The organism is Scandinavium sp. NPDC088450 (assembly GCF_044900545.1).
Classification (GTDB): Bacteria; Pseudomonadota; Gammaproteobacteria; order Enterobacterales; family Enterobacteriaceae; genus Scandinavium.
Map to the genome: position 1 here is coordinate 88,091 of NZ_JBJDNI010000001.1, position 23,346 is coordinate 111,436.

The following is a 23,346-nucleotide window of genomic DNA, read 5'->3' on the forward strand; positions in this document are numbered from 1 at the left end:
TTAATGGGGATTATCTGAAAGTGCTCCCCGCGAACGGGGAGCAGAAAAGGTTAAACCAGAGCGTTAGGGCAGGTTTCGCCGTTGGCGATAAGACGCAGGTTTTCCAGCGTGGTTTCGGAAATGCTGGTCAGCGCTTCGGCGGTCAAAAATGCCTGGTGGCCGGTAAACAGCACGTTGTGGCAGGCCGAAAGGCGGCGGAACACGTCATCCTGGATAACGTCATTGGACTTATCTTCAAAGAACAAATCGCGTTCGTTCTCATACACGTCCATCCCCAGCGCTCCGATTTTCTGGGTTTTCAGTGCCTCGATGGCGGCCTGGGAATCAATCAATCCGCCGCGGCTGGTGTTAATGACCATCACGCCATCTTTCATTTGCGCGAATGCTGCGTGGTTCAGCAGATGGTAGTTGTCTTCGGTCAGCGGGCAGTGCAGAGAAATCACGTCTGACTGCGAAAACAGCGTCGGCAGGTCGACATATTCCACGCCCAGTTCAAGTGCTGCTTCGCTTGGATAAGGGTCGAATGCCAGCAGCTTCATACCAAAGCCTTTCAGGATGCGTAGCGTAGCCACCCCGATTTTACCGGTGCCGACAACACCCGCCGTTTTACCGTACATAGTGAAACCACACAGGCCTTCCAGCGAGAAATTAGCGTCGCGGGTCCGCTGATAGGCGCGATGAATACGACGGTTCAGCGACATCATCAGGCCAATGGCGTGTTCGGCTACCGCTTCCGGGGAATAGGCTGGCACGCGCACCACTTTCAGCCCCAGCTCCTTCGCAGCGTCCAGATCAACGTTGTTAAAGCCTGCACAGCGCAGTGCGATATACTTAACGCCATGATTTTTCAACTCTTCCAGAACAGGGCGGCTGCCGTCGTCGTTGACGAAAATACAGACCGCTTCACAGCCGTGAGCGGTTTTAGCTGTCTTTTCGCTTAAAAGGAAGTCAAAAAATTCAAGTTCAAAGCCAAATGCATCATTAACATCTTGCAGATACTTTTTATCGTACTGCTTTGTGCTATAAACTGCGATTTTCATAAGACTTTTCTCCAGTGATTTTACCGTCACGGTAGCATAATTCAAATTATCTTACAAATATTAAACTTTAGTTTAATCATCAGGTTATAACAGTGAGTGTAGAGCATAATGAAGGGATGTTTTTGCGAAACGGCATGCGCATCAGACCCCATCCTCTATGCTTAAACCTGACGGTGACTTTAACTGGTGCGTTGAACATGCCACAATACTTGCCACTTCGGCTTTTAATCACAAAGAATCAGGATGTTAACCGCCCATGAAGGGTACCTGGAAAGCCGCAATTGCGCTACTGCTGTTGCTGATACTTCTGCCACTGACGCTGCTGCTCACGCTGACGCACTGGGTGCCGACGCTGGCCGGGATCTGGCTGCCTGCGGGCACACGCATCGCTATCGATCATAGCCCGCGTTTTACCCGTCATTCCATGCGTTTACCGGAACTGCGCTATCTGGTTAAGGATTGCCAATTAGCGGTACTCACCGACGCTGAACTTTCTCATCCCAGCCGCTGGCAACTGCACGTTGGCCAGCTGGACATCAATTCTGCCTGTCTGAGCAAGTTGCCAGAAAGTGCGCCGACGCTAGGCGCGCCGCGAACGCTCGCCGAATGGCAGTCCATGTTGCCCTACAGCTGGCTGACTATCGATCAGTTTCGTCTTTCGCCGTGGGAAAAATGGCAGGGTAAGCTGGCCGTGTCATTGACGCCAGCACAACAGGAACTGAGCTATAACGGTGACGCCGTTCATCTTAAAGCAAAATTACGCGGACAGGCGCTGACCGTCAGCCAGTTTGAAGCTCAGGTTGAGGAAGACCGCCCGCCGATCAAATTAGTTGGTGAGTTCACGATGCCGCTAGTGCCGGACGGGCTGCCGGTTAATGGTCATCTGGTTTCCACGTTTCAGGTACCTGAGCCTGGCACGCTGGTGGATGCTGAACTGGAATGGCGTGAAAATCAGGGCCAGCTGGTGGTGATGGCGCGCGGTAACGATGACCCGCTGCTGGATTTACCCTGGGAACTGACGCGTGAAAGACTGACCATCAGCGACGGACGCTGGAACTGGCCGTGGCTCGAAGGCATTCCACTGAGCGGGCGCGTGGGGCTGAAAATCGATAACTGGCAGCAGGGCATTGAGAAAATGCAGATTGCCGGGCGCCTGAACGTGCTAACGCAAGGCCAGGCAGGCAAAGGTAATGCCGTGCTGACCCTCGGGCCGGGGACGCTGAGCATGGACAACAGCGCCATGCCTTTACATCTTAGCGGCGAAGCCAAGTATGACGATCTGGTGCTCTACGCCATGTTGCCCGCTACGTTAACCGGGCCACTCACTGATCCACGCCTGAGCTTCGAACCGGGTTCACTGCTGCGCTCGCGTGGTCGCCTGATTGATACCTTAAACATTGATGAAGTTCGCTGGCCGCTGGCAGGTGTGCATGTCAGTAGCCAGGGCGTTGCCGGGCGATTACAGGCCATTTTGCGCGCGCACGAACAAGATACTGGCGATTTTGTTCTGCACCTCGACGGACAAGCTGACAACTTTATGCCGGACAAAGGCAGCTGGCGCTGGCGTTACTGGGGCGATGGCAATTTCACCCCAATGCAGGCGCGCTGGGATGTGAAAGGTGACGGCGAGTGGCGAGACAGCGCTATTGTGCTGAATAGCCTGTCGACTGGCTTCGATAAGCTGCAATACGGCACGATGACGGTAAGCCAGCCACGCCTGGTGCTTGAACAGCCGATTCACTGGATCCGCGATGAACAGCATCCTTCCTTGACCGGCGCGTTATCGATGGATGCGGGCGAAACGCGTTTCAGCGGCGGCAGCGTGCTTCCGCCGTCAACGCTCAAGTTCAGCGTTGACGGGCGCGATCCCACCTGGTTCCAGTTTAAAGGCGACCTGCATGCGGCGAAAATTGGCCCGGTTCGGGTGAATGGCCGTTGGGATGGCGAACGTCTTCGCGGTGAAGCGTGGTGGCCGAAGCAGTCGCTGAGCGTCTTCCAGCCGCTGATCCCACCTGACTGGAAAATGAATCTGCGTGATGGTGAGCTGTATGCGCAGGTGGCGTTTTCTGCCGCCGCGGAGCAGGGCTTTGAAGCGGGCGGGCACGGCGTGCTGAAAAACGGCAGTGCCTGGATGCCAGATAACCAAATCAACGGCGTGGATTTCGTGTTGCCCTTCCGTTTCCGCCAGGGCACCTGGGATCTCGGCACGCGTGGCCCGGTGTCGCTGCGCATTGGCGAAATCGTCAACCAGGTCACAGCGAATAATTTCACCGCCGATTTGCAGGGCAGCTATCCCTGGAGCGAAGAAAACCCGCTGATCCTGAGTGATGTCAACGTAGATGTAATGGGCGGCAAGCTGTCGATGCTGCAACTGCGCATGCCGCAGCACGATCCGGCTTTGCTGCGCGTGCAGAATATTTCCACCAGCGAATTGATAAGCGCAGTAAACCCGAAACAGTTCACCATGTCAGGCCCGGTCAGCGGTGCGCTGCCCCTGTGGCTCAACAATGAAAAGTGGATAATCAAAGATGGCTGGCTGAGCAACCCTGGCCCTATGACGCTGCGCATAGATAAAGACACTGCGGACGCAGTCGTGAAAGATAATATGGCCGCTGGGGCAGCCATTAACTGGTTACGGTATATGGAAATTACCCGCTCATGGACCAAAATCAATCTCGATAATCTTGGCGTGTTAACGCTGCAAGCCACGGTGTCCGGCACCAGCCAGGCTGACGGCAAAACCGGCAAAGTGAATTTAAACTATACCCATGAAGAAAATGTGTTCGACCTGTGGCGCAGCCTGCGCTTTGGCGACAATCTTCAGGCGTGGCTTGAGCAGAATACGGCGCTTCCGCAGCCGCATTGCCAGGCAGGCAAGGAATGTAAGGAGCAATAATGAAAACCACCATCGCCCTGTTGGGCGGGATTGCCGTATTGACGCTGAGCGGCTGCACACCAAGGATTGAGGTGGCCGCACCGAAGGAGCCGATCACTATCAATATGAATGTCAAAATCGAACACGAAATTCATATCAAGGTCGACAAAGACGTCGAAGATTTACTGAAATCACGTAGCGATCTGTTCTGAGGCCATCATGAAGAAATTAGGGGTTATGGTGGTGCTGAGTCTCTGTCTGATAAGCCAAAGCGTCTTCGCACTGACGCTGGAGCAGGCTCGTTCCGAAGGGCTGGTCGGTGAAACGCTGAGCGGCTATCTGGCGCCACTCAAGCAAGATAAACAAACGCTGGCGCTGGTGAAGCAGATTAACGATGCACGCAGTGAGAGCTATCAGCAACTGGCTGACAGCAACAATATACCGGTAGATGAAGTGGCCAAAATGGCCGGGCAAAAGCTGGTCGCTCGCGCTCAGCCGGGTGAGTATGTGAAGGGCATTAATGGCAAATGGCTGAAGAAGTGACATGTTGCCTGGCGGCGCTGCGCTGGCACAGGCCTACCTCCGGCCGGGAGGATTTTGTAGGTTCGGTAAGCGTAGCGCCACCGAACAAGGCCTTCACCGATGCTGTTTCCGGTACTCGCCTGGCGAAATGCCAAAGCGCTGGCGAAATGCGGTAGAGAAATGGCTGTGGTCGGTAAAGCCCCAGTTAAAGCCAATGCCTGCCAGTTTTTCATCGTCGGCGGCGCTGCGTAGCGCCTTCGCACACAGATCCAGCCGTCGGTTTTTAATGTACTGCGCCACCACCAGGCCTTTATCGGCGAACATGCGGTAAAGGCTTCTCACCGACATCCCCGTTTCGTTTGCGAGCCATTCCGGGCGCAAACAATCTGACTGAATATGGTCGTCGATAAGCCGCACAATTTTTTCAAACTGCCGCTCGCGGCGGCTCGGTTGCTGGTCCTGTTGCTGTAAGACCGGGCGCAGCAGGCACACAATCGCCTCCAGCGCCGCTTCGCTTTCAATGCCCGACAGCTCGCGGTTGCTCATGCTTTCCTGCAACAACCTGTGGCTCATTTGTACCATCGGCAACGACTTCTCCAGACGCTGCACACAGTGTCCTTCACTGATCCGCAGTTGCTGCTCGACAAGACTTCTTGGCAACAATAACGAGATTTGTCGTGAGGGCTGCTGCCACACTATCGAACAGGGGCGCGAAGCATCCACCAGAGTGATATCCCCAGGCTGGATCACCGTCTGACGGTCGTTTTGTTCAATGATGGCCTGGCCTTCCAGCTGAAAAACGGTATAGAACCAGTTGTCGTTGTAACTTTTGATTTCTTGGTTGGTGCGGTACAGATTGACGTTGGCGCTGGTGACTGTGCTGAGCTTTAGCGAGCGGGTGTACCCGGTTTCCAGATGCCCTGAAAACGCTCCTTCAAGTTGCCGTGCGGCGAAATTCCCGCATTCATGGTTAATCTGTGCGAGCCACTGCTGGAACTGCTCTTCACCGGATATCTGCGCCATAGTCAGCCTCAGTCAAAAAGTGCTATCACAATGTTGCATTTATGTTGCGCTAGCAAGGGTGTGCTGGTGACTATACGAAAGAACTATCACCGGCAACAGGCGCTAAGCCGACTATTGTCACTGTTTGCGAGGGCTGTCACAGGCGACAAAGCGAATGACAGAGAGACAAAAACAGAATGTGCGCTCCGGCTCTACACTGAACAAAACCGTGAAGGGTAATAAGGAGCTGATATGTCTGATTCACAGGTCGCACTGCTTGAGAGCGTGCAACACTTTTTGGCGCGCCAGCACGGGCTTTATGTCGACGGCAAACAGCAGGCCTCGCTCAGCGACAAACGCCTGACCGTCTGGGACCCGGCAACCGGAAAATCGATCGCCACCACCGCAGATGCTAACCGTGCAGATGTGGATGCGGCAGTGATGTCCGCCTGGCGAGCTTTTGTTGATCGCCGTTGGGCGGGGCGCTTGCCTGCGGAACGCGAACGCATTTTGCTGCGTTTTGCCGATTTGGTTGAACAACATGCCGAAGAACTCGCCCAACTGGAAACGCTGGAGCAGGGCAAATCGATCAATATTTCCCGTGCGTTTGAAGTCGCTTGCACGCTGAACTGGATGCGCTATACCGCCGGGCTCGCCACCAAAATCACCGGACAAACGCTGGACGTTTCCATTCCGCTGCCAGCAGGCGCACGCTATCAGGCGTGGACTCGCAAAGAGCCGGTGGGTGTTGTCGCGGGAATTGTACCGTGGAACTTCCCGCTGATGATTGGCATGTGGAAAGTGATGCCAGCGCTGGCGGCAGGGTGCTCGATTGTTATCAAACCGTCAGAAACCACGCCGTTGACACTGCTGCGAGTGGCAGAACTGGCGAGCGAAGCAGGTGTGCCTGACGGTGTGTTTAACGTGGTTACCGGAAGCGGTGCGGAATGCGGTTCTGCGCTGACGTCGCATCCTCAGGTAGCGAAAGTGAGCTTTACCGGTTCAACCCAAACCGGTAAACAGATTGCCCGTACAGCCGCAGACAGACTGACGCGCGTGACGCTGGAACTCGGCGGCAAAAACCCGGCGATTGTGCTGAAAGATGCCGATCCGCAGTGGGTGATTGAAGGCCTGATGATGGGCAGTTTCCTCAATCAAGGGCAGGTGTGTGCAGCCAGTTCGCGCATTTATATCGAAGCGCCGCTGTTTGACACCCTGGTCACCGGTTTTGAGCAAGCGGTGAAATCGCTGAGCGTTGGGCCGGGGATGTCTGAAAGCGCGCAGATTAACCCGCTGGCGTCGCGTGCGCATTGTGACAAAGTGGCGGCGTTCCTTCATGAAGCCGAACAGAATCATGCCGAGTTAATTGGTGGTAATTCAGGGCCAGAAGGACAGGGTTACTACGTTCGTCCTACGCTGGTGGTCAATCCTGATGCACGTTTGCGCCTGACTCGCGAAGAGGTGTTCGGCCCGGTGGTGAACCTGGTTCGCGTGGCAGACGGCGAAGAAGCGCTGAAGCTGGCCAATGAGACAGAATATGGTCTCACCGCCAGCGTCTGGACGCAGAATATTTCGCAGGCATTGAGTTACACCGACCGCTTACAGGCGGGCACAGTTTGGGTCAACAGCCACACGCTTATCGACCCTAACCTGCCGTTTGGTGGCATGAAACAGTCCGGAACCGGACGAGATTTTGGCCCTGACTGGCTCGACGGCTGGTGTGAAACCAAATCGGTTTGCGTGCGTTATTGAGGTTGATGTAAATTGCCGGGCGGCCCTGTGGTTGCCCGGCCTACAGGACCGTTCGGTCCACCGATGGCTGTTTATCGCACGCTCAATGCCGTCACTTCTTCTGTCGACATCACTTCGGCAAAGACATCGCCGACGGCGGTTAACGCGGCGCGATGCAGTTCCTGATGACCGACAATTTTCCCGTCCCAGCCCGCCACATCACGCGTTGCGCAGGCATCATCAGGGATTATCACGTTAAAACCTTTTGGCACTGCATCGCGGGCTGTGCTGGACACGCACATGTGCGTCATCAGACCACTGACGATCAGTTGCTGGATCCCGGCCGATTTAAGCTGCGACTCCAGCTCCGTGCCAACGAAAGAGCTTGGCGTTGCCTTCTGGATAATCCTGTCGCCGGTTTGCGGTTGCAGCGCCGGGTGGAAATCATCGAAGCCGCTGCCTTTGGCAAAAATCGGGCTGTCTTCAGGACCAAGATGCTGGACAAAAAAGAGCGGCATCGCGTGGCTTCTGGCGAAATCCACTAATTGCTGGTTTTTCTCCAGTACCCGCTGTCCGTCAGGAATCAGTAGTTTGCCTCCCGGGAAATACTCGTTCTGAACATCAATGATCACCAGCGCGGTGGCGTGTGCCGGTAATTCAGCGGTGCGGGCTGCGCCGCCAAGCGTTCTGAGAGTGGGTGCAGTTGTCATAACATTCCTCATCGATTGTGTTGGTTTGCATTGCTGTCCATAGTAGAAAGGGTAGCGAAGACAAAACAGAACCGGGTGTACCAAAAGCGATCCTTTTGGGCCAATAAGGACGGACATGACCACGCGTGTAGCAATCCTGGCTTTTGATGACATTATTCCTTTTCACCTGTCGGTACCGTTTGCGGTGTTTGAAACCGCTAAAGACGCCACCGGGCAGCCTGCCTATGAGATTGCTATTTGTGCCGCCACGCCCGGCCTGCTCAAAACCAGCATGGGGTTTTCCATTCAGGTTGAGCGAGATTTGAGCTTTGCCCGTGAGGCCGAGATTGTGATTGTGCCAAGCTGGAGTGACCCATTGGTTGCGCCGTCTTGCGCATTGCGTGACGTGTTGCTGGAAGCCGCGCAGCGGGGCGCACAAGTGGTGGGATTGTGTATGGGGGCGTTTGTGCTGGCGGCCGTTGGTCTGCTGGATGGACGACCTGCCACCACTCACTGGCAGTGGGTAGAACCTTTTCGCAAACTGTATCCGCAGGTGCGGCTCAACCCGGATGTGCTCTATCTACATAGCGACAACATAGTGACCTCGGCGGGCACGTCGGCCAGTATCGACTGCTGTTTGTGGCTGGTACGCAATCAGTTTGGAGCGCAGATGGCCAACAGCGTGGCCCGCCAGCTTGTTACGCCGCCGTTTCGTGAAGGTGGGCAGGCGCAGTATATCGAGCAGCCTGTGTATAACAGCCGCAGCGGCGATCGTTTTCTGGCCACGCTGACCTGGGCGACGGAAAACCTGACAGAGTCGTTGACCGTGGAATGTCTGGCTGAAAGAGCGGGGTTAAGCCGCAGGAGCTTTACCCGCCGTTTCGCCGCAGTGACGGGCACGACTTTGAGTCAGTGGTTGCTAAACCAGCGGCTGGCACTGGCCCAGCGTTTTCTGGAATCTTCGGATATGCAGGTTGAAAGGGTGGCGCAGCAGAGCGGTTTTTCCAGCGCCATGCTGTTGCGCCGCTATTTCCGCCAGCGGCTGCAAACGACGCCGCTGGCGTACCGAAAAACGTTTCGCCGGAGCGCATCAGAGGATTAATGCGGCAGGCTGTGAATGTTCAGCCTGTAGCGCCCCTCGCTCGTTTTTTCAATGCGCCGCGAGCGCATGAAAGAAGGCGGGATCCGACTGGATAACGGCCAGCACTTTAGCGGCAAGTCCTGTTGGGTTTCGCCTTTTGGCTTCCCAGCTTTTGATGGTATCCACGCTGGTGCCCAGTGCTGTCGCCATCTCACTCTGAGAAACGTTAAGTTGCTCGCGGATGGCTCGCACATCGGCAATTTCATAGCGAGTGACTTTTCCTGCCGCTTTTTTACCGTTTTTAATTTCGACGGCTTCTTCCAGCGAAGCTTTCAGCTCGTTAAAAAAGGTCATATCACGCCTCATTTTTCAGTTGTTGGGTGAGTGTCTTCAGTGCTGATTTTTCGGCATCCGTCAGCGAATCTTTTACGCTTTTCGGGTACGCCAGCACAAACCAGACAATCTCTTCGGATGCGATGAAATAGATAACCCTCGCGCTGCCACTTTTTCCCTGATTTCCTGTCGCCATCCTGATTTTACGCAGACCACCGGTTTGCGCTATCAAATCGCCTCTGGCGGGATACTGGATCAACTCCTTTTGCAACTCTTTCAGCTCATCATCTGTGGCAATGCTCTTGATTTGCCGGGTGAAGAGCGGGGTTTCGATAAACTCAATAGCATGGGTCACTGGCACATTCTCCCTGTGCGGGTACATAGTACACCTGCAATGGGTACTATGTACACCGTCATTTCAGTTGTGTTGAAATAATCCGCAGGGAATATAAGCCCGAAAGGAGAGGCTTGCTGAAGGTTCTGTTGATTTTGCGTACTGCCTCGTAAGGTCATCGTTCATAGCAGCAACGGCAGTGATACCAACGGCCTCAGAGGAGGTCGCTGGTATCATGAGCAGGAACAATGCGTTATTCGGGAAGGCTGTTGATACGCAATTTATAACCGCCGCGCACAAAATCGATATGCCGGTCGGTTTTCAGCGACGAAATAATATTCAGAATACTGCTTCGTGATAAGCCGGTGCGTTCCTGCACATAGCTGAGGATGTTCACTCGTTCCTTGGTTTCTTCTGACAATGCATCCAGTTCGCGCAAATAGTGGCAGACAATAGGGTAAGTCCTTTGGTTCACAATTTGCAGATCGCGGCACAGCATGGTGTTTGTGTGAAACGCCAGAATCTCGGCGACATCTCGCCACAAGCCATGCTGCTCGATGGCTTGCTCCGCAACGTCCGTCTCAACCCTATACAGCACACAGTCTGTTTCTGCCCGCAGCATATTGCTTCTCATTGGGTGAAACATTTCAGAAAAACCAAAGATGTGGGGGTCAACAGCGGTGGCGACCAAAATGCCGTCAGAAATACGCGACACGGACATTTCGCCTTCAAGGAAAATATACAGGAAAGGAGAGTGCCCTTTATCCCACGGGAGGCGCTTGCGTGCGGCAATGTCGATTTTTTTTCCCAAAGGCTGAAGTACAGCAATCAGTCGCTCTATGGCGGCCTTAGGTCTGACTGGATAAGTGATCATGAAGAACCTGATAAAACGTGAACATGAACAAGATATTAGACGAAAAAAGCCCTTCATGCATTGTCATGAAGGGCAAAGACCTTAACTCAATTTAGGATACTGCTATCCCTTATTCTTAGATTCTTACTTAACCACTTCCAGTGTCGGCGTTGGGTATTTTCCTTCGCGGATGGTCTTATCCGGGCCGTACATACGCAGAACGATGTAAGCATCTTTCTCCGGAATCGGCAGCCAGTTAGGGTTGTTCGCATCGCCTTTGGCGCTCAGGTCGATGGTGTAAGTGCCATCAGCGTTAGGTTTCAGGGTGCGATCACCGCGACTGTGACGGTTAATTTCGTTGTGAGCCATCAGCATGTTGTCGATGCCATAAACGGTAAAGGACCAGAACTGGCTGACGTTTGGCGCCTTAAAGTGCAGCTGATATTTTTTACCGTTCGAACCGTTAATGCTCTGACCATCGGACCCTTTAACAATCTGAGCATAAACAGATTCTTCTGGCGGCAAGCCCCACTGGCCGATCAGCGTCCCTTCAGCGAACAGATCACGCTTCTGGTTTTGCAGTTCTTCACGAGTCCCGAGCAGGCCTTCAGAAGTGGTCATAGTCGGCTGGAGTTTTTTCAGGTGCGCAAGGCCCAGTTCTTCCCCTTTTTTCGCCGCGGTCAGTTGTTCTGCGGTGAAGCTTGTTTTACAAGGCTCGATACCTGCTTCTTTGTACTGGTCGATCCATTTTTTGTCCGCAGTACCCATATCGCCTTCGCACAGCACGAAGTTCACGCGCTGCAGCCAGTTGGTTTTGGCTGGGTCAGGCCAGTTGTGAACGGTCGCTTTCGGGCCAGGTACGCCGAGGTAGGCAGACAGGGTACGGATGTTCCAGTCGTCCATATAACCCAGAGCTACTTTAGTGTCTTCTGGGCTAGTAGCCATGATGCGGCCCATCAGTTTCAGGATGTCGGAATCAACACGAATGACCTCGGTTACGCTTGGAGGCACTTCACCTTTCCAGGTACGGGAGGCGAACATGAAGTGGCCGCCTTTGGTGCCACGAGTACGGGAACCGATCATGGAGGTGGTGTAATGACCCATGTCCATGGTGTGCAGGATCCAGTAACGGCCCTTATCCATGTCCGGGACGCTAACAATCACCGGCTCAGCGCTCACATCCAGCCAGCCCTGCAGGTGCAAGGTGTCGTTGTTGATGGTTGGGTGATCCGTATAGGTGTCATCTGCCAGATGGCGGATGTTCTGGAAACGGTTCATCGGGGTGTCAGTTTTCACCGCGGTGTTGTAGAAGAACTTGTAAGCTTCATCCATGGAGTAACCATAGATGTAGGCATCTTCCGCCATTTTGTCGCTGATTTGAGCGAAGGCAGGGATTGCAACACTGCACAGCGCAGCGGCCAGGATTAACTTCTTCATATCGTACTCCGGTAATGATTAAACGTTTATACGCGTTCGAAATCGGCTAGTTTAAAGGTTTTGTTATTCAGTTCGTCCGTAGGGCCATAGAAGCGCATAGCCGGTAAGGGGCGTTTGCCACTGGTTGGGATCCAGTTATTCTCCAGACCTTCAGGGGCTTTTGGCCCGACATACAGCGTGACGCTGCCATCTGCGTTCTTTTTCATCTTGTCGAGATCGTAAGAGGACAGGGTCGTACGCTCACTTTCACTGTAGATGAAAGACATGGTGTCGCGGTTGTAGACGGTGAGTGCCCAGAACTGCTTGACCGGCATTTTTACAGGCACCGTAATTTTGTACGTCTGACCGGCTTCCAGCAGCTTGCCGTCTTTATCGGCGAGACACATCAGATACTGAGTCGCTGGGCTATCGCTCAGAACTTGCGGCATATAGGTACACCAGAAGTACTCAGCGGCACGGTTAATCAGGTCAATTCTGTCTTCATAGATGAAGGTGAATTTCTTGTTGTCATCGGTTTGCAGCAGGGAAGCGTAGTGGCGATCTGGCCAGTAGAGTTTCTCTTTCGGGAAATTGTCGTACCAGTATTGCATATAGAACCAGGCGTCAATCGCGGCCTGGCGCATCGCCTTTTTGGTCTTTTCATCGGGATCGAATTTAATGCCGTGACCGATTCCCAGAGAAGAAAGCATGCCCAGCATGACTTTGTCTTGCTCACGCACAGGTTCGACGCTTGCCACCGCGTGCAAATCTTCGAAGTGACGTTCGTCGTAGAACGGCAGGGTCGGGTAACGCTTGTTGCCTGGGTCGACAAATTTTTGCGTCGGTGGATTCGCCGCTTCCGAGAGATAGTACATGCGCATACGCTTAGAATAGTGATACGCATCTTCCGTCGTTTTGCCTGGCGCCTGAACGGAGCGGAAAGCAAATGCGACTCGGTAGTTTGGCGAAGGCACGTGCAGATAACCTTCCGGAATCGCTTCGGTGTAACCCGGAGGCGTCAGCAGGAATTTGCCGCCTTTACCTTTGTCGAGCCCGGAAGGGCCGACGTCAGCAATGGTGAACTGCCAGGCATCCACAATCTGACCATACAAGCTGCCATCTGCCCCGGCCGCGGGCACTTCCAGAACCACTGGGCCTTTCTGCAAATCGGTAAACGCCGTGATGTAAGGCGTTGTGCTGTTGGCGGTGATGGCTTCCAGGTGCGGAGTGGCTGGTTTTGAATAGGCGATGATGTCGTTGTCTTTCAGGCCTAGATTATTAAAAGCGGCACGGCGGAAGCTGTAGATAGCGACCGCAGGCATGTTCCACAACACGGCTTCAAAGGCGCGCTGGTATTTAATCTGGTAATCAAAATCTTCGATGGAGCAGGCCGCGTCCCGGGGTGGCAAACCGCCATCGGTTTCACCTTTCTCACCGGCGCCATAAGGCAAAGGTTTCTTCAATGAAATCCCTTGCGCGAGGGCGGGAGACGAGGTTTTCAGGACAGCCAGACCGACGGCTGAACCCAGCGCCAGTTTATAAAATTCTCTACGTGTTATAGGCATAGCTGCTTCCTTAATGAGCAGGTGTTTAGCTTCTATCCTCATGAACTGTAGGATAAAAATGAGCAAAAGCACGCGTTTTATCAAAGAAATTATTCCGTTAGAGGTGTGCCTTAATCAAGTCGCTGAACGTTTATTAATGAATAATGCCGAGCAGGGCAGAGAATAAAGGCACTTAAAAAGTGTGGGATATGATTTTTCAACGTTTCAAACGTCTTTTAATAAATGTCGTCATCACCCAGTTTTTCATTTATTAATACGCCCTTTTAATGGATGAAAGATATCCAGGAGGATGTTCTATGAAAAATTACTTATATGCTGCTGTGGTCGTTCTGGCTGCCTCTGTTCCCACATTGACAGCACAGGCCAGCCTGAATGACTTGCATCAACGTCACCAGAAGGCGCGTGATATCCGTCAGGATGCGCGGACTGAGGCACGTGTAGAAAAGCGCGAATGCTATCTGAAAGACCATAAGAGCAACCGTGATTGCCGTCGTGACAAGCGTGATACCAAACGCGAAGGCCGTCGTGATGCCAGGGATACCCTCTGGGGAAACACGTCTAAGTTGAGGTCAGTGGGCAAGATACTTTTTTGCTGATTTCGGCTAAGCTCATTTAACCACTATAACAATTAAGAGAATTCATTAATGAAAGGTAGGGTAAAAGCAGGGTTATTAATGGCCGCATTGGCATGTCCATTAATCGCGAATGCGGCAGGTGATTCAGCGCAGGCGAATAACCCGCTGGCGAATATGACCGCATTCAACATGCAGAACTATTACATTGGCGACATCAGCGGTACCGATAAAGACGCTAATCAGTTCTGGCTTCGCTATGCGCAACCCTTTTCATTAGGTGATAGCAACTGGCTTCTGCGTGGTTCATTACCGGTTAATACTTATCCGACACCGCCGAATGGGGCTCATAAGACCGGTGTCGGCGACCTTAACTTATTTGCGTCATGGCTGATTGACACGGGGAACCCGGCAGTCAGCTTTGGCTTTGGTCCACAGATTACGGCGCCTACGGGCACAGATGATGCGGTGGGAACCGGGAAGTGGTCGGCAGGACTGGTCAACGTGCTGTTTAACGCCAGTTCACCTAAGTTTCAGTACGGCTATCTTGCTTCCTGGCAACACAGTTTTGCGGGAGAAGGCGACCGCAGTGCGGTGAATCTGGCGACCTTCCAGCCGTTTATGTTCTATCAGCTTGGGGGCGGAACCTATCTGCGCTCTGCGCCAATCTGGGCCTACAATCTGCATAATGATAGCTACAGCGTGCCGTTGGGCTTAGGTATCGGACAGGTCGTTAAGAAGGGCAAAACGGTCTACAACTTCTTTATTGAACCTCAGGGTTCGATTGCCGATCGTGGACCCGGTCAGCCACGCTGGCAGGTGTTTGCCGGGCTAAACCTGCAGTTCTATTGATGATTTCACGCCCCGTGCTTGTTAACGATGACGGGGCGTATATTTACTTTGCTTGTGTTCGTACAGCAGTTCATCCGCTTTGATAAATGCAGTCTCGAAAGAGTCCTGTTCTGTCATCTGATAACTTCCCCATGAAAACGACACCAGCCGGGCGCTATCCATCTCCTGTAATTTATCCTCAACCCGAATAATCACCTCCCGCGCTTTATTCAGGTTGGCATCAACCAGAATAATATTGAATTCATCCCCGCCGAGACGAATGCCAAAATCGCTTTTTCGAATCGATTTTTCGATAGCCTTGCCGAGCAATTTAATTGCCCGATCACCCATTGCGTGACCCAATGTATCGTTAATGCGTTTCAGCCCGTCACAGTCGATGGCAATCACCGTCACACCGATATGCTTACCGATCATCACGTGCACGCTATCCTCCAGCTGTTTCGACATGATTTTACGGTTAAACAGCCCGGTGAGTGGGTCAGTTACATTGTCTTTCGTCAGTGACGCATGGCGGTTTAACTGATACCGAGCGTACTGGCACAGCAGTAATGTGATGACGATGTAAAGGACAAACAGCCAGAGATTGGTCAGCACAAAATAGAGAAAATCGAGGCTGGCGTGGAGCGTGTAATAACGGGTGATCTCCTCTTTGTGATCAATAAAATCAAATGAGGCAACTTTCGGTTTGTGGAAATGGATAACCTTGTGGCTGTTGTTATCCTCAACGTACATCGTTAAAAACGTCCACAAAGCAGGGCGGTCTGGCGTATAAAACGACGTCACCAGATCGCTGATGCTAAAATCGGTCACAATCACGCCGCGTATTTTACCATTGGAAAATACCGGGTTAAGCATACTGATAATATTTTTCTTCGAATAGCCGTCGCGATAAATATGCGACACAATGCTGTTCCCGCTTTGCAAATCCTTCAGCGCATCCCGGTCGATATTGATAGAGATCGCGCTGTTATCAATATCGATATCGCTGGTTCCCGCGACCAGCCAGTTCTGGAAGGTGTAATGGCGTGTATCGACAGGGCGGTTAATATAGATATAGTTATGCACCAGATCGATATAATAGCGGCGGTTATTGAACATGTAGCCGGTATAGTTGGAAAAACTGTATTTGGGCGACGGGCTGGCGTTGCTGTCGAGCAAAACCGAAAGTTCAGGGACATCGAAAGCCCAGTCGAGGCATCGCGGATCGCGAGTTTGCAGCGTGCCATTCAGGGCCGTAAAGGTTTTCCCCGCCAGATTGAGACCGTACACGCCATTAATATGCTCAACGTGCTGACAGACAGTCTGCGGATCGTTGAAACCTGCTCTCCCCGGCAGGGTTGCTGAGAACGCCGTCGACAGGCTAAAGGCCACTCGCTGGTTGATGTACTCTTCGTGAAACAGCGCGGATTTTCCATTCTCCGCAATGTAAGCCATGTATTTCTTCAGACTTTGGTATTCCCGAAACAGCAGACCAGAGAACACTGCCGTGCTGAGAATGACTATCGCCGCAAAAGTGGCGGTCCGTTTGGGGTTAAACACGATGGGCTATTCCTTTCACTACCCTGATGCGGCGAATTATAGCATGGGTGAATGTTTAACAGAGAAGGCCGCAAATGCCATGGTTCGCCCGATTCTCTGAACAGGTATTGGCTGTATCTAAATTTACATATCTGTTTTATCATATGTGTATTCTGTGTCATCAGGACAACATCATGCTTCAGCCCATTCAGCTTTTCAAAATCCTGTCGGATGAAACCCGTCTGGCGATCATCCTGCTTCTGAAAGAATCTGGCGAGTTATGCGTCTGTGATCTCTGCGGGGCAACGTCAGAGCCACAGCCTAAAATATCCCGACATATGGCGATATTACGCGAATCTGGGTTAGTGCTTGATCGCCGGGAAGGAAAATGGGTTCACTACCGTTTGTCTCCGCATATGCCCGCCTGGGCAGCTGAGACCATTACCACAAGCTGGCATTGTCTGCGGGAAGAGGTGCGTGGCTGGTTGGCACATTCTGCCTCTACATCTTGCTGATCCACACAAACACATTCTTATAATCATATATATGGAGCCTGAAATGTTACTGGCAGGGAGTCTGTTTTTACTGACACTGGTTCTGGTCATCTGGCAGCCAAAAGGCCTGAGCATAGGCTGGAGTGCCAGTATCGGTGCTGCACTGGCGCTGTTGTTCGGTGTCATTCATCTGGATGACATTCCGGTGGTCTGGAATATCGTCTGGAACGCGACAGCGACGTTTATTGCCGTGATTATCATCAGCCTGTTACTTGATGAGTCCGGTTTTTTCGAATGGGCAGCGTTGCATGTTTCCCGTTGGGGAAAAGGGCGAGGGCGTTTGCTGTTTACCTGGATAGTGCTTTTGGGGGCAGTGGTTTCGGCTTTATTCGCCAACGACGGTGCGGCGCTGATCCTCACACCTATCGTTATCGCCATGCTGCTTGCACTGGGTTTCAGCCCGGCCACGACGCTGGCGTTTGTTATGGCCGCCGGGTTTATTGCGGATACCGCCAGCTTGCCGCTGATTGTTTCTAATCTGGTGAATATCGTCTCGGCTGACTATTTCCAGCTTGGGTTTACCGAATATGCCTCGGTGATGGTGCCTGTCGATATTGCCGCCATCGTAGCCACATTGGGCATGTTGCATTTCTTCTTTCGTCGGGATATTCCCGCAACGTATGACGTTTCATTGCTGCCCGAACCCGCCAGCGTGATTAAGGATCGGGCAACGTTTAAAGCAGGTTGGGTTGTGCTGGTGTTACTGCTGGCAGGCTTCTTTGTGCTGGAGCCGTTGGGCATTCCTGTCAGCGCGATTGCGGCAGTCGGGGCAATAGTGCTGTTTGCGGTTGCCAAAAAAGGCCATGCCATCAACACCGGGAAAGTCTTACGCGGCGCGCCGTGGCAGATAGTGATTTTCTCGCTTGGCATGTATCTGGTGGTTTATGGTCTGAAAAATGCCGGACTGACAGAATACCTTTCCGGGCTGCTGAACATACTGGCAGAGAAGGGATTATGGACAGCCACCTTTGGCACTGGTTTCCTGACGGCGTTCCTGTCGTCAATCATGAACAACATGCCCACCGTGCTGGTGGGAGCGCTGTCGATAGACGGCAGTACCGCATCGGGTGTTATCAAAGAAGCGATGGTGTATGCCACCGTGATTGGTTGCGATCTGGGCCCTAAAATCACGCCGATTGGCAGTCTTGCCACACTGCTATGGCTGCATGTCCTGGCACAGAAAAACATGACTGTGACCTGGGGTTATTATTTCCGCACGGGCATCATCATGACGCTGCCAGTGCTGTTTGTTACGCTGGCTGCGCTGGCGCTACGACTCTCTTTCACCCTGTAACGAGAACCGCTATGAGCAACATCACGATTTATCACAACCCGGCCTGCGGCACATCACGCAACACGCTGGAGATGATCCGCAACAGCGGCAACGAACCGACGATTATCCATTATCTCGACACGCCGCCGTCACACGATGAACTGGTGAAACTGATTGCCGATATGGGAATAACCGCGCGCGAATTGCTGCGCAAGAACACAGAACCTTACGAACAACTGGGCCTTGCGGAAGACAAATTTACCGATGAGCAGTTGATTGGCTTGATGCTTCAGCATCCGATTTTGATCAATCGCCCGGTGGTTGTAACGCCAATGGGCACTCGTTTGTGTCGTCCTTCCGAAGTGCTGCTTGAGATTTTGCCTGAAGCGCAGAAAGGGGCGTTTACGAAAGAAGATGGCGAGCGGGTCGTGGATGAAAGCGGGAAAAGAATGACTAAGTAGCGAAAGCAATGGCCCCCTTCAGTCATGAAGGGGGAGATTGTGCCATCAAACCAGTTTTGTCGTCACCCACTGCGGGGCCTGCATATTGGCGGCAAACATCCACACCAGTTCACACAGCAAACCTTTCAGCGTGGTCTCTGTTTCCGGCAGCAGCGACTGCTGGCTCAGCACCTGGGTCAGGGACTGGCAGTATTCACACAGTGTTTCTGATTCGGGTTCGAAATTCATCTGCGGATCGGGCAGCTTTTCGGCGGTGAAGCGGGCGATAAGATGGGCAGGGATCGGCTGGCCGATGACCGGGCGAAGAAGAGCGAGTCCGGCGTTCAGGCGGCCCAGCAGCGCCAGTTTTGCCACAGGTTCGTGACAGTCGATCAGGTCCTGGGCAAAAAGGTCACAGTAGTCGGCCAGAATGTTGAAATCGGTGGCGGCGCTGAAGGAAAGGGCCAGTGATTCGTACTCGGGATGGGGAAATGTTGTCATAAGACAAACTCCACTAAGAGGTAAATTTACCGCCAGCGGAAATGCTAATTTCACGGGTGGCGGAACCGAACGGCGTTAGCATTACCGGCCATAGTGGACACCGGCGCGTCTTGCGACGCCACCGCCCGGTCCGCCATTGAGGTATGACCGTGCGTACGACATAAAAAAGGCGCAAGGCGCGCCGGAATGTCGCCACTAAGATATCGCAGGATGCTAAACCCGGCACCTGATTTTGCAGGTGCCGGAAGAGAATACTGCGATTGGGCTGACTAAAGAAGGTCTGTTTCCGGAAGGAGGGTAACACGATGGAAGGGTGCTGCCGTTCACTTCACCTTCAGCATCTTAATCGTGGCTTCAATATCAATCTCATCTTCAGAGAAGATAGACGTAGTGCCCTGGAAAGTGGTGATTGCCAGTTTCTTCACTGAGCGTGTTTCGCCCGGTTTAACTCTGTCTTTCGGGCGAATACTGTTCATCAGCAGCCCAACAGACAACACCGCGTTTTCTTTGTCGATTTTGCTGTCGACCGGCACATCTTCGCTGAATACGACATACGATTTGATGGCTGTGAGCTTCATCTTTTCGCCAGCGATGTAGATGTATTTGCTTTCCGGCAGCACTTTCACCGCAAAGGCTGACAGGCCTTTGTTGTTGGTGCCCGGCTCGAAAGTGACCGCCGCGTCTTTCTTGATAAGCTCAGGATTGGCGACCTTAATCACGTGGAAATAGCGGTTTTCACCGTTTTCATCTTTGATAAAGCCAAAACCTTTATCTTCAAACCAGGTTGTGATCGTTCCGTTCATCGCCAGTACCTTCTGAGTATTCTTTCAACAACATCAAATTTTGCAGCGCGCAGTGTAATGCACAATGCCCGCTCAGACCATCCTTTGAGTTTAGCGGATACGGAGAAAGCGGGAAAATTGCCCGGCGATGGTCACTGAATCGTGAAACGGCATGATTCGCTCATCGAATGATTACGAGTTGCCACGCATCGTCGCGTTCTGCCCCTTGAGGATATAGCGAGAATGCTATATCGCTGCTATAGTCAATAAGCTATGAGGGAACATAAATGTGGGGCGTTGAGACAACGACACTGTTTGACGACTGGTTCATGGAGCAAACGGAAGCACTTCAGATAGATATGCTGGCAGCCATGCACCTGCTGGAAGAGTATGGGCCACAGCTTGGACGACCCTTTGTCGATACCGTCCACGGTTCACACTACAGTAATATGAAAGAGTTACGGGTTCAGCATGGAGGCGAGCCGGTAAGGGCATTTTTTGCCTTCGACCCACAGCGTAAAGCCCTGGTTCTTTGCGCGGCCAACAAAACTGGCGTGAATGAAAAGCGCTTTTATAAAGAGATGATCAAACTTGCAGACGCTGAGTTTAGTCAACACCTGTCAAGGTAAAGGAGTCTGTATGTCTACGCTAAAAGCATTGATGGCGCAGCAGAGCCCTGAGGCTCAACGCCGTGTTGCAGAAAAAGTGGAAGAGCTGCGGCAGGTCGTCATTCTGACTCAGTTGCGTGAAGAGCTGAATCTGTCGCAGGCCCAGCTCGCGGAGGCCATGGGGGTAAAGCAACCTACTGTGGCCAGAATGGAGCAGCCTGACAACGATCCACGTTTGTCTACGCTCAAACGCTATGTTGCGGCATTAGGGGGGGAATTGACTATTGATGTCACGCTCCCGACCGGGAAGCGAGTCGCCTTCCATCTTTGAATCACTGAATGAAAAATAAAGCCCAGGTCGTTAGACCTGGGCTCGGCTTTGCGTCAGTCAGAAAACTACTTCTTCTTCTCACCCAACGTCGGCGTTTCATCGAAGAAGTTCCACGGCTTGAGCAGCGCGTGAACCCACTCAGTTGGCATGATTGGCCACTCTTCGGCGCGGGCGACGTGCGTGGTGCCGGTGGTGATCCAGACCACATCATCCTGATTATCGATGGATTCGTTGTCTTTGGAGTATTGCCCTAAACCGGTGTCGTGCGTTGACCGGTTCGGGTATTTACCTTCCGGATAGCGTTCATCGGCCTTATAACGCGTCACCCACAGCTGCTTATCCATAAAGTTCAGACGATGGTAAATCCACTCGTCCGGCGCAAATTTTGCACCGGTCGCCACCGGATGCGTGCCGCCTGCGTACGGGATAATCTGGTACGAAACCGGGTTGCCCATGCGGTTTTCTTTGGTGGTGTTGCTCAGCAAGCGAATGGTGCCCGGGTCGAATTTCTGCGCGGCTTCCTGCTCAGTTTCAATCGTGTGCTGATCAATCTGCATGGTACTGGTGCGTGGGCCGCCTGCGGTGTTCGGCTTCACATCCGGGTCCATCGCCACCAGGCGGTTGTTTTCGCCATCTACATCCATATCAAGACGGAAGTTGTAGATGTGCTGGTGGGTGGTGCCCACAATGTTGTGGTCGATAAGCGTGCCGTATTTGGTGTCGTCTTTCGCGCTTGGGTCATGCATGGTTTTCGCCTGCACGCCTTTCACCGCTTCGATGCCTGTTGCGCCTGCATCGATGCCGATCACCCCGTTATCGTGGAAAATCCAGTCAAAGATGTAGTCGTAGTTACCCACAGTACTGATCCAGCGCACAACCAGCTCACGGCGTTCGGTGCTGACATTTGGCTGACCCATTTCCTGGTGCTTGTATTCCGGCCCCGCGTAACGCTCAAAAATGGCGACGGCGTGTGGAATGTTCATCGGCGCACCGGTGTAGTCGGCGATGGTTTCATCCAGCAGCACGGCGTTAGACGGCGCATCTTTGCCACGGGCAATCGAGGAGGTCAGGGTGCCCATGCCGTAATCGCCGGAATCCAGATAAGCTTTGAAGTACCAGCCCACATCCGGATCGCCGTAAGGCACAATCATTCCGCCGAGCGAGCCTTCATACATGACTTTGCGTTTGGTGCCGTTGTCGTTCCAGGTCACGGTCGACAGGATCGGCCCGACGCGTGAATCCAGGCGCAGGTGGAAATCCCAGTTCTGCCAGTGGATCATGTCACCGGTGATGGTGTAGTTTTTGCCTTCGGGCTCGATGATATCCAGCGGTTTGATTTTCGGTGCGACGCGGTCACGGCCGTCATACGGGCGCGGTGTCAGCGGCACAGGAACGACCGGGCCTTCTTCAATCTTGATGATTTTCTTCTGCTCTAAATCGACCACTGCCACCAGGTTCTCAATCGGGTGCGCCCAGTAGTTGCCGTCGCCGGTATCGAGATAGCTGACCACTTTCAGCAGGCGGTCTTCCTGTTTCAGGCCATCTTTGCCGTCAAAATAGCCGACGGTCAGCGGGGTGGTGATCACTTTCGTCGGGTCGGTGATACCGTGTTTTTTCAGCGCGTCGGCATACTCAGAACTTGCGTTAATCACGTTCTGCACGGTGGAGAAATCGTCCAGCAGCACCATGCCGTGCGCGTCTTTAATCGGCTCCCAGTGCAGCACTTTCTTGCTCTGCAAATCGACCTGACTTTCGATGACGTGTTTGCCGTCGAGCATGGTGACGTTCGCCAGACGCGGTTCGTCCACGGCTTTACCGCTCAGGACGAAATCCCACACTTTGGCTTTTTCAGGCTCGGCGAGCGCAATCTGGGTGAAGCGGGTATTCGGTTTGAAATCCGGGGAGGTTTTGACTATCTCAACGGCTTCTTTGATTTCTGCCGCTGTCAGCGCATTAAGCGGGTGTGGTTTTTTCTCGACCTGGAAAGTCTGATCCAGCCCGGACTGGAAAACGTCGTTGATAAAGGTATCGGAGATATACGCTTTGTTGTGCTTCATCACCACCGGTACCTGAAGCGCCAGGGTTTTGCCGTTCACCACGGCGGTTTTTGCGCCCGGTTTGACCTTCACGTAAGCGCCATCTTTGGCGATGGTGAACATCTGGGCATAATCATCCCATTGCACGTCAGCGCCAAAATCCTGCAACGTTTTGTCCATCTGCACCATGTGGGCTTCGCCGCCGTGGGCGAATACGGGTGCTTGCCAGCTACACATCAGGGCCACTGCCACAGCCAACGCCGTCTTACGGGCGGAGAAAGAAGTAAGGCTCATCTTAACCTCGTCTTATTGTGTTTTTTGGTGTTGTGTTGAGTTGCGTCATGCTCACCCTAACAGCGTGCAGGCTCACGGTGTTTGTCTGCACCTGCCAGGTGTTTTGTCAGATTTGCCATAATGGGGTGATACCCGCGCAGACTG

At 53.0% G+C, this 23,346-nt stretch carries 24 protein-coding genes; 12 read left to right on the top strand and 12 right to left on the bottom strand.

All coding sequences use genetic code 11. The features are described 5' to 3' along the window. Nucleotides 1-50 precede the first annotated feature (50 nt). Complete coding sequence (locus ACI2I2_RS00410) at nt 51-1,040, bottom strand: 2-hydroxyacid dehydrogenase (protein WP_404656078.1); 990 nt, start codon at nt 1,038-1,040, stop codon at nt 51-53. Nucleotides 1,041-1,296: 256 nt separating this feature from the next. Between ACI2I2_RS00410 and ACI2I2_RS00415 the strand changes: the two genes are divergently transcribed. Genes ACI2I2_RS00415 through ACI2I2_RS00425 form a run of 3 tightly spaced genes read left to right on the top strand, consistent with a single transcriptional unit; the run spans nt 1,297 to nt 4,458 of the window. Further along, nucleotides 1,297-3,936 carry a YdbH family protein gene (locus tag ACI2I2_RS00415; protein WP_404656079.1) on the top strand — a complete coding sequence of 880 codons (2,640 nt, stop codon included), beginning with the start codon at nt 1,297-1,299 and terminating at the stop codon, nt 3,934-3,936. Next, complete coding sequence (locus ACI2I2_RS00420) at nt 3,936-4,127, top strand: YnbE family lipoprotein (RefSeq protein ID WP_330981806.1); 192 nt, start codon at nt 3,936-3,938, stop codon at nt 4,125-4,127. Before ACI2I2_RS00415 ends, ACI2I2_RS00420 begins: the two co-directional genes overlap by 1 nt. Nucleotides 4,128-4,134: 7 nt before the next feature. Continuing rightward, nucleotides 4,135-4,458, top strand: a complete 324-nt coding sequence (locus tag ACI2I2_RS00425; RefSeq protein ID WP_404656080.1) for a YdbL family protein — start codon at nt 4,135-4,137, stop codon at nt 4,456-4,458. 93 nt (nt 4,459-4,551) lie between these two features. On the opposite strand, the gene feaR is transcribed toward ACI2I2_RS00425, so the two are convergent. Then, nucleotides 4,552-5,460 (bottom strand): transcriptional regulator FeaR, encoded by a 909-nt coding sequence (gene feaR / locus ACI2I2_RS00430; RefSeq protein ID WP_404656081.1) that lies wholly within the window; start codon nt 5,458-5,460, stop codon nt 4,552-4,554. 231 nt (nt 5,461-5,691) lie between these two features. Here feaR and ACI2I2_RS00435 point away from each other — a divergent pair, with 231 nt between their 5' ends. Next, nucleotides 5,692-7,191, top strand: coding sequence for an aldehyde dehydrogenase family protein (locus ACI2I2_RS00435; protein ID WP_404656082.1), 1,500 nt, complete (start codon nt 5,692-5,694; stop codon nt 7,189-7,191). 71 nt (nt 7,192-7,262) lie between these two features. On the opposite strand, the gene ACI2I2_RS00440 is transcribed toward ACI2I2_RS00435, so the two are convergent. Further along, nucleotides 7,263-7,880, bottom strand: a complete 618-nt coding sequence (locus ACI2I2_RS00440; protein ID WP_404656083.1) for a cysteine hydrolase family protein — start codon at nt 7,878-7,880, stop codon at nt 7,263-7,265. 115 nt (nt 7,881-7,995) lie between these two features. Between ACI2I2_RS00440 and ACI2I2_RS00445 the strand changes: the two genes are divergently transcribed. Then, entirely contained in the window at nt 7,996-8,961 is a 966-nt protein-coding gene (locus tag ACI2I2_RS00445) for a GlxA family transcriptional regulator (protein ID WP_404656084.1), read from the top strand. Nucleotides 8,962-9,009: 48 nt separating this feature from the next. Here the strand turns inward: ACI2I2_RS00445 and nadS are convergent, their stop codons facing one another. The 5 genes from nadS to ACI2I2_RS00470 all read right to left on the bottom strand — a co-directional run bounded on the left by nadS (nt 9,010) and on the right by ACI2I2_RS00470 (nt 13,441). Beyond that, nucleotides 9,010-9,294: a NadS family protein gene (gene nadS, locus ACI2I2_RS00450; protein ID WP_330981802.1), complete on the bottom strand. Its 285-nt coding sequence runs from the start codon at nt 9,292-9,294 to the stop codon at nt 9,010-9,012. Nucleotide 9,295: 1 nt separating this feature from the next. Continuing rightward, the gene (locus ACI2I2_RS00455) at nt 9,296-9,628 is read right to left on the bottom strand and encodes a type II toxin-antitoxin system RelE/ParE family toxin (RefSeq protein ID WP_404656085.1); all 333 of its coding nucleotides are present in this window, start codon (nt 9,626-9,628) and stop codon (nt 9,296-9,298) included. 232 nt (nt 9,629-9,860) lie between these two features. After that, nucleotides 9,861-10,538 (bottom strand): helix-turn-helix domain-containing protein, encoded by a 678-nt coding sequence (locus tag ACI2I2_RS00460; RefSeq protein WP_404656086.1) that lies wholly within the window; start codon nt 10,536-10,538, stop codon nt 9,861-9,863. A 66-nt stretch (nt 10,539-10,604) separates the two neighbouring features. Next, nucleotides 10,605-11,897: a DUF1254 domain-containing protein gene (locus tag ACI2I2_RS00465; RefSeq protein ID WP_404656087.1), complete on the bottom strand. Its 1,293-nt coding sequence runs from the start codon at nt 11,895-11,897 to the stop codon at nt 10,605-10,607. 26 nt (nt 11,898-11,923) lie between these two features. Continuing rightward, entirely contained in the window at nt 11,924-13,441 is a 1,518-nt protein-coding gene (locus ACI2I2_RS00470) for a DUF1254 domain-containing protein (protein WP_404656088.1), read from the bottom strand. Between the two features lie 296 nt (nt 13,442-13,737). On the opposite strand from ACI2I2_RS00470, the gene ACI2I2_RS00475 reads away from it, so the two are divergent. Together ACI2I2_RS00475 and ACI2I2_RS00480 are read left to right on the top strand one after the other, a co-directional pair. Continuing rightward, a complete protein-coding gene (locus ACI2I2_RS00475; protein ID WP_404656089.1) occupies nt 13,738-14,037 on the top strand; it encodes a hypothetical protein in 300 nt (99 codons plus the stop codon). Between the two features lie 78 nt (nt 14,038-14,115). Continuing rightward, entirely contained in the window at nt 14,116-14,865 is a 750-nt protein-coding gene (locus tag ACI2I2_RS00480; protein ID WP_404656090.1) for a hypothetical protein, read from the top strand. A 21-nt stretch (nt 14,866-14,886) separates the two neighbouring features. On the opposite strand, the gene dgcJ is transcribed toward ACI2I2_RS00480, so the two are convergent. Further along, the gene (gene dgcJ / locus ACI2I2_RS00485) at nt 14,887-16,404 is read right to left on the bottom strand and encodes a diguanylate cyclase DgcJ (RefSeq protein WP_404656091.1); all 1,518 of its coding nucleotides are present in this window, start codon (nt 16,402-16,404) and stop codon (nt 14,887-14,889) included. A 173-nt stretch (nt 16,405-16,577) separates the two neighbouring features. Here dgcJ and ACI2I2_RS00490 point away from each other — a divergent pair, with 173 nt between their 5' ends. From ACI2I2_RS00490 to arsC, 3 genes are read left to right on the top strand one after another with little or no spacing between them, the layout of a single operon-like run. Then, nucleotides 16,578-16,898, top strand: a complete 321-nt coding sequence (locus tag ACI2I2_RS00490; protein ID WP_404656092.1) for a transcriptional regulator — start codon at nt 16,578-16,580, stop codon at nt 16,896-16,898. A gap of 43 nt (nt 16,899-16,941) precedes the next feature. Then, nucleotides 16,942-18,231 carry an arsenic transporter gene (locus tag ACI2I2_RS00495; RefSeq protein ID WP_404656093.1) on the top strand — a complete coding sequence of 430 codons (1,290 nt, stop codon included), beginning with the start codon at nt 16,942-16,944 and terminating at the stop codon, nt 18,229-18,231. Nucleotides 18,232-18,242: 11 nt separating this feature from the next. Continuing rightward, complete coding sequence (gene arsC, locus ACI2I2_RS00500) at nt 18,243-18,671, top strand: glutaredoxin-dependent arsenate reductase (protein ID WP_404656094.1); 429 nt, start codon at nt 18,243-18,245, stop codon at nt 18,669-18,671. Nucleotides 18,672-18,716: 45 nt separating this feature from the next. On the opposite strand, the gene ACI2I2_RS00505 is transcribed toward arsC, so the two are convergent. Next, complete coding sequence (locus ACI2I2_RS00505; RefSeq protein ID WP_404656095.1) at nt 18,717-19,151, bottom strand: hypothetical protein; 435 nt, start codon at nt 19,149-19,151, stop codon at nt 18,717-18,719. A 323-nt stretch (nt 19,152-19,474) separates the two neighbouring features. Then, entirely contained in the window at nt 19,475-19,960 is a 486-nt protein-coding gene (locus ACI2I2_RS00510; RefSeq protein ID WP_404656468.1) for a cold-shock protein, read from the bottom strand. A gap of 260 nt (nt 19,961-20,220) precedes the next feature. On the opposite strand from ACI2I2_RS00510, the gene ACI2I2_RS00515 reads away from it, so the two are divergent. Next, on the top strand, nt 20,221-20,562 hold the full coding sequence (locus ACI2I2_RS00515) for a type II toxin-antitoxin system RelE/ParE family toxin (protein WP_404656096.1): 342 nt from the start codon (nt 20,221-20,223) through the stop codon (nt 20,560-20,562). Between the two features lie 10 nt (nt 20,563-20,572). Beyond that, nucleotides 20,573-20,872, top strand: a complete 300-nt coding sequence (locus ACI2I2_RS00520) for a helix-turn-helix domain-containing protein (protein ID WP_404656097.1) — start codon at nt 20,573-20,575, stop codon at nt 20,870-20,872. A gap of 65 nt (nt 20,873-20,937) precedes the next feature. Here ACI2I2_RS00520 and tynA read toward each other — a convergent pair whose 3' ends face one another. After that, nucleotides 20,938-23,202 (bottom strand): primary-amine oxidase, encoded by a 2,265-nt coding sequence (gene tynA / locus ACI2I2_RS00525; RefSeq protein ID WP_404656098.1) that lies wholly within the window; start codon nt 23,200-23,202, stop codon nt 20,938-20,940. Nucleotides 23,203-23,346 lie beyond the last annotated feature (144 nt).

Bases quoted from the DNA above. Each gene is read 5' to 3' on its own strand.
- ACI2I2_RS00410 (WP_404656078.1), bottom strand. From the start codon at position 1,040: ATGAAAATCGCAGTTTATAGCACAAAGCAGTACGATAAAAAGTATCTG.
- ACI2I2_RS00415 (WP_404656079.1), top strand. From the start codon at position 1,297: ATGAAGGGTACCTGGAAAGCCGCAATTGCGCTACTGCTGTTGCTGATA.
- ACI2I2_RS00420 (WP_330981806.1), top strand. From the start codon at position 3,936: ATGAAAACCACCATCGCCCTGTTGGGCGGGATTGCCGTATTGACGCTG.
- ACI2I2_RS00425 (WP_404656080.1), top strand. From the start codon at position 4,135: ATGAAGAAATTAGGGGTTATGGTGGTGCTGAGTCTCTGTCTGATAAGC.
- feaR (WP_404656081.1), bottom strand. From the start codon at position 5,460: ATGGCGCAGATATCCGGTGAAGAGCAGTTCCAGCAGTGGCTCGCACAG.
- ACI2I2_RS00435 (WP_404656082.1), top strand. From the start codon at position 5,692: ATGTCTGATTCACAGGTCGCACTGCTTGAGAGCGTGCAACACTTTTTG.
- ACI2I2_RS00440 (WP_404656083.1), bottom strand. From the start codon at position 7,880: ATGACAACTGCACCCACTCTCAGAACGCTTGGCGGCGCAGCCCGCACC.
- ACI2I2_RS00445 (WP_404656084.1), top strand. From the start codon at position 7,996: ATGACCACGCGTGTAGCAATCCTGGCTTTTGATGACATTATTCCTTTT.
- nadS (WP_330981802.1), bottom strand. From the start codon at position 9,294: ATGACCTTTTTTAACGAGCTGAAAGCTTCGCTGGAAGAAGCCGTCGAA.
- ACI2I2_RS00460 (WP_404656086.1), bottom strand. From the start codon at position 10,538: ATGAAGGGCTTTTTTCGTCTAATATCTTGTTCATGTTCACGTTTTATC.
- ACI2I2_RS00465 (WP_404656087.1), bottom strand. From the start codon at position 11,897: ATGAAGAAGTTAATCCTGGCCGCTGCGCTGTGCAGTGTTGCAATCCCT.
- ACI2I2_RS00470 (WP_404656088.1), bottom strand. From the start codon at position 13,441: ATGCCTATAACACGTAGAGAATTTTATAAACTGGCGCTGGGTTCAGCC.
- ACI2I2_RS00475 (WP_404656089.1), top strand. From the start codon at position 13,738: ATGAAAAATTACTTATATGCTGCTGTGGTCGTTCTGGCTGCCTCTGTT.
- ACI2I2_RS00480 (WP_404656090.1), top strand. From the start codon at position 14,116: ATGGCCGCATTGGCATGTCCATTAATCGCGAATGCGGCAGGTGATTCA.
- ACI2I2_RS00490 (WP_404656092.1), top strand. From the start codon at position 16,578: ATGCTTCAGCCCATTCAGCTTTTCAAAATCCTGTCGGATGAAACCCGT.
- ACI2I2_RS00495 (WP_404656093.1), top strand. From the start codon at position 16,942: ATGTTACTGGCAGGGAGTCTGTTTTTACTGACACTGGTTCTGGTCATC.
- arsC (WP_404656094.1), top strand. From the start codon at position 18,243: ATGAGCAACATCACGATTTATCACAACCCGGCCTGCGGCACATCACGC.
- ACI2I2_RS00505 (WP_404656095.1), bottom strand. From the start codon at position 19,151: ATGACAACATTTCCCCATCCCGAGTACGAATCACTGGCCCTTTCCTTC.
- ACI2I2_RS00515 (WP_404656096.1), top strand. From the start codon at position 20,221: ATGTGGGGCGTTGAGACAACGACACTGTTTGACGACTGGTTCATGGAG.
- ACI2I2_RS00520 (WP_404656097.1), top strand. From the start codon at position 20,573: ATGTCTACGCTAAAAGCATTGATGGCGCAGCAGAGCCCTGAGGCTCAA.
- tynA (WP_404656098.1), bottom strand. From the start codon at position 23,202: ATGAGCCTTACTTCTTTCTCCGCCCGTAAGACGGCGTTGGCTGTGGCA.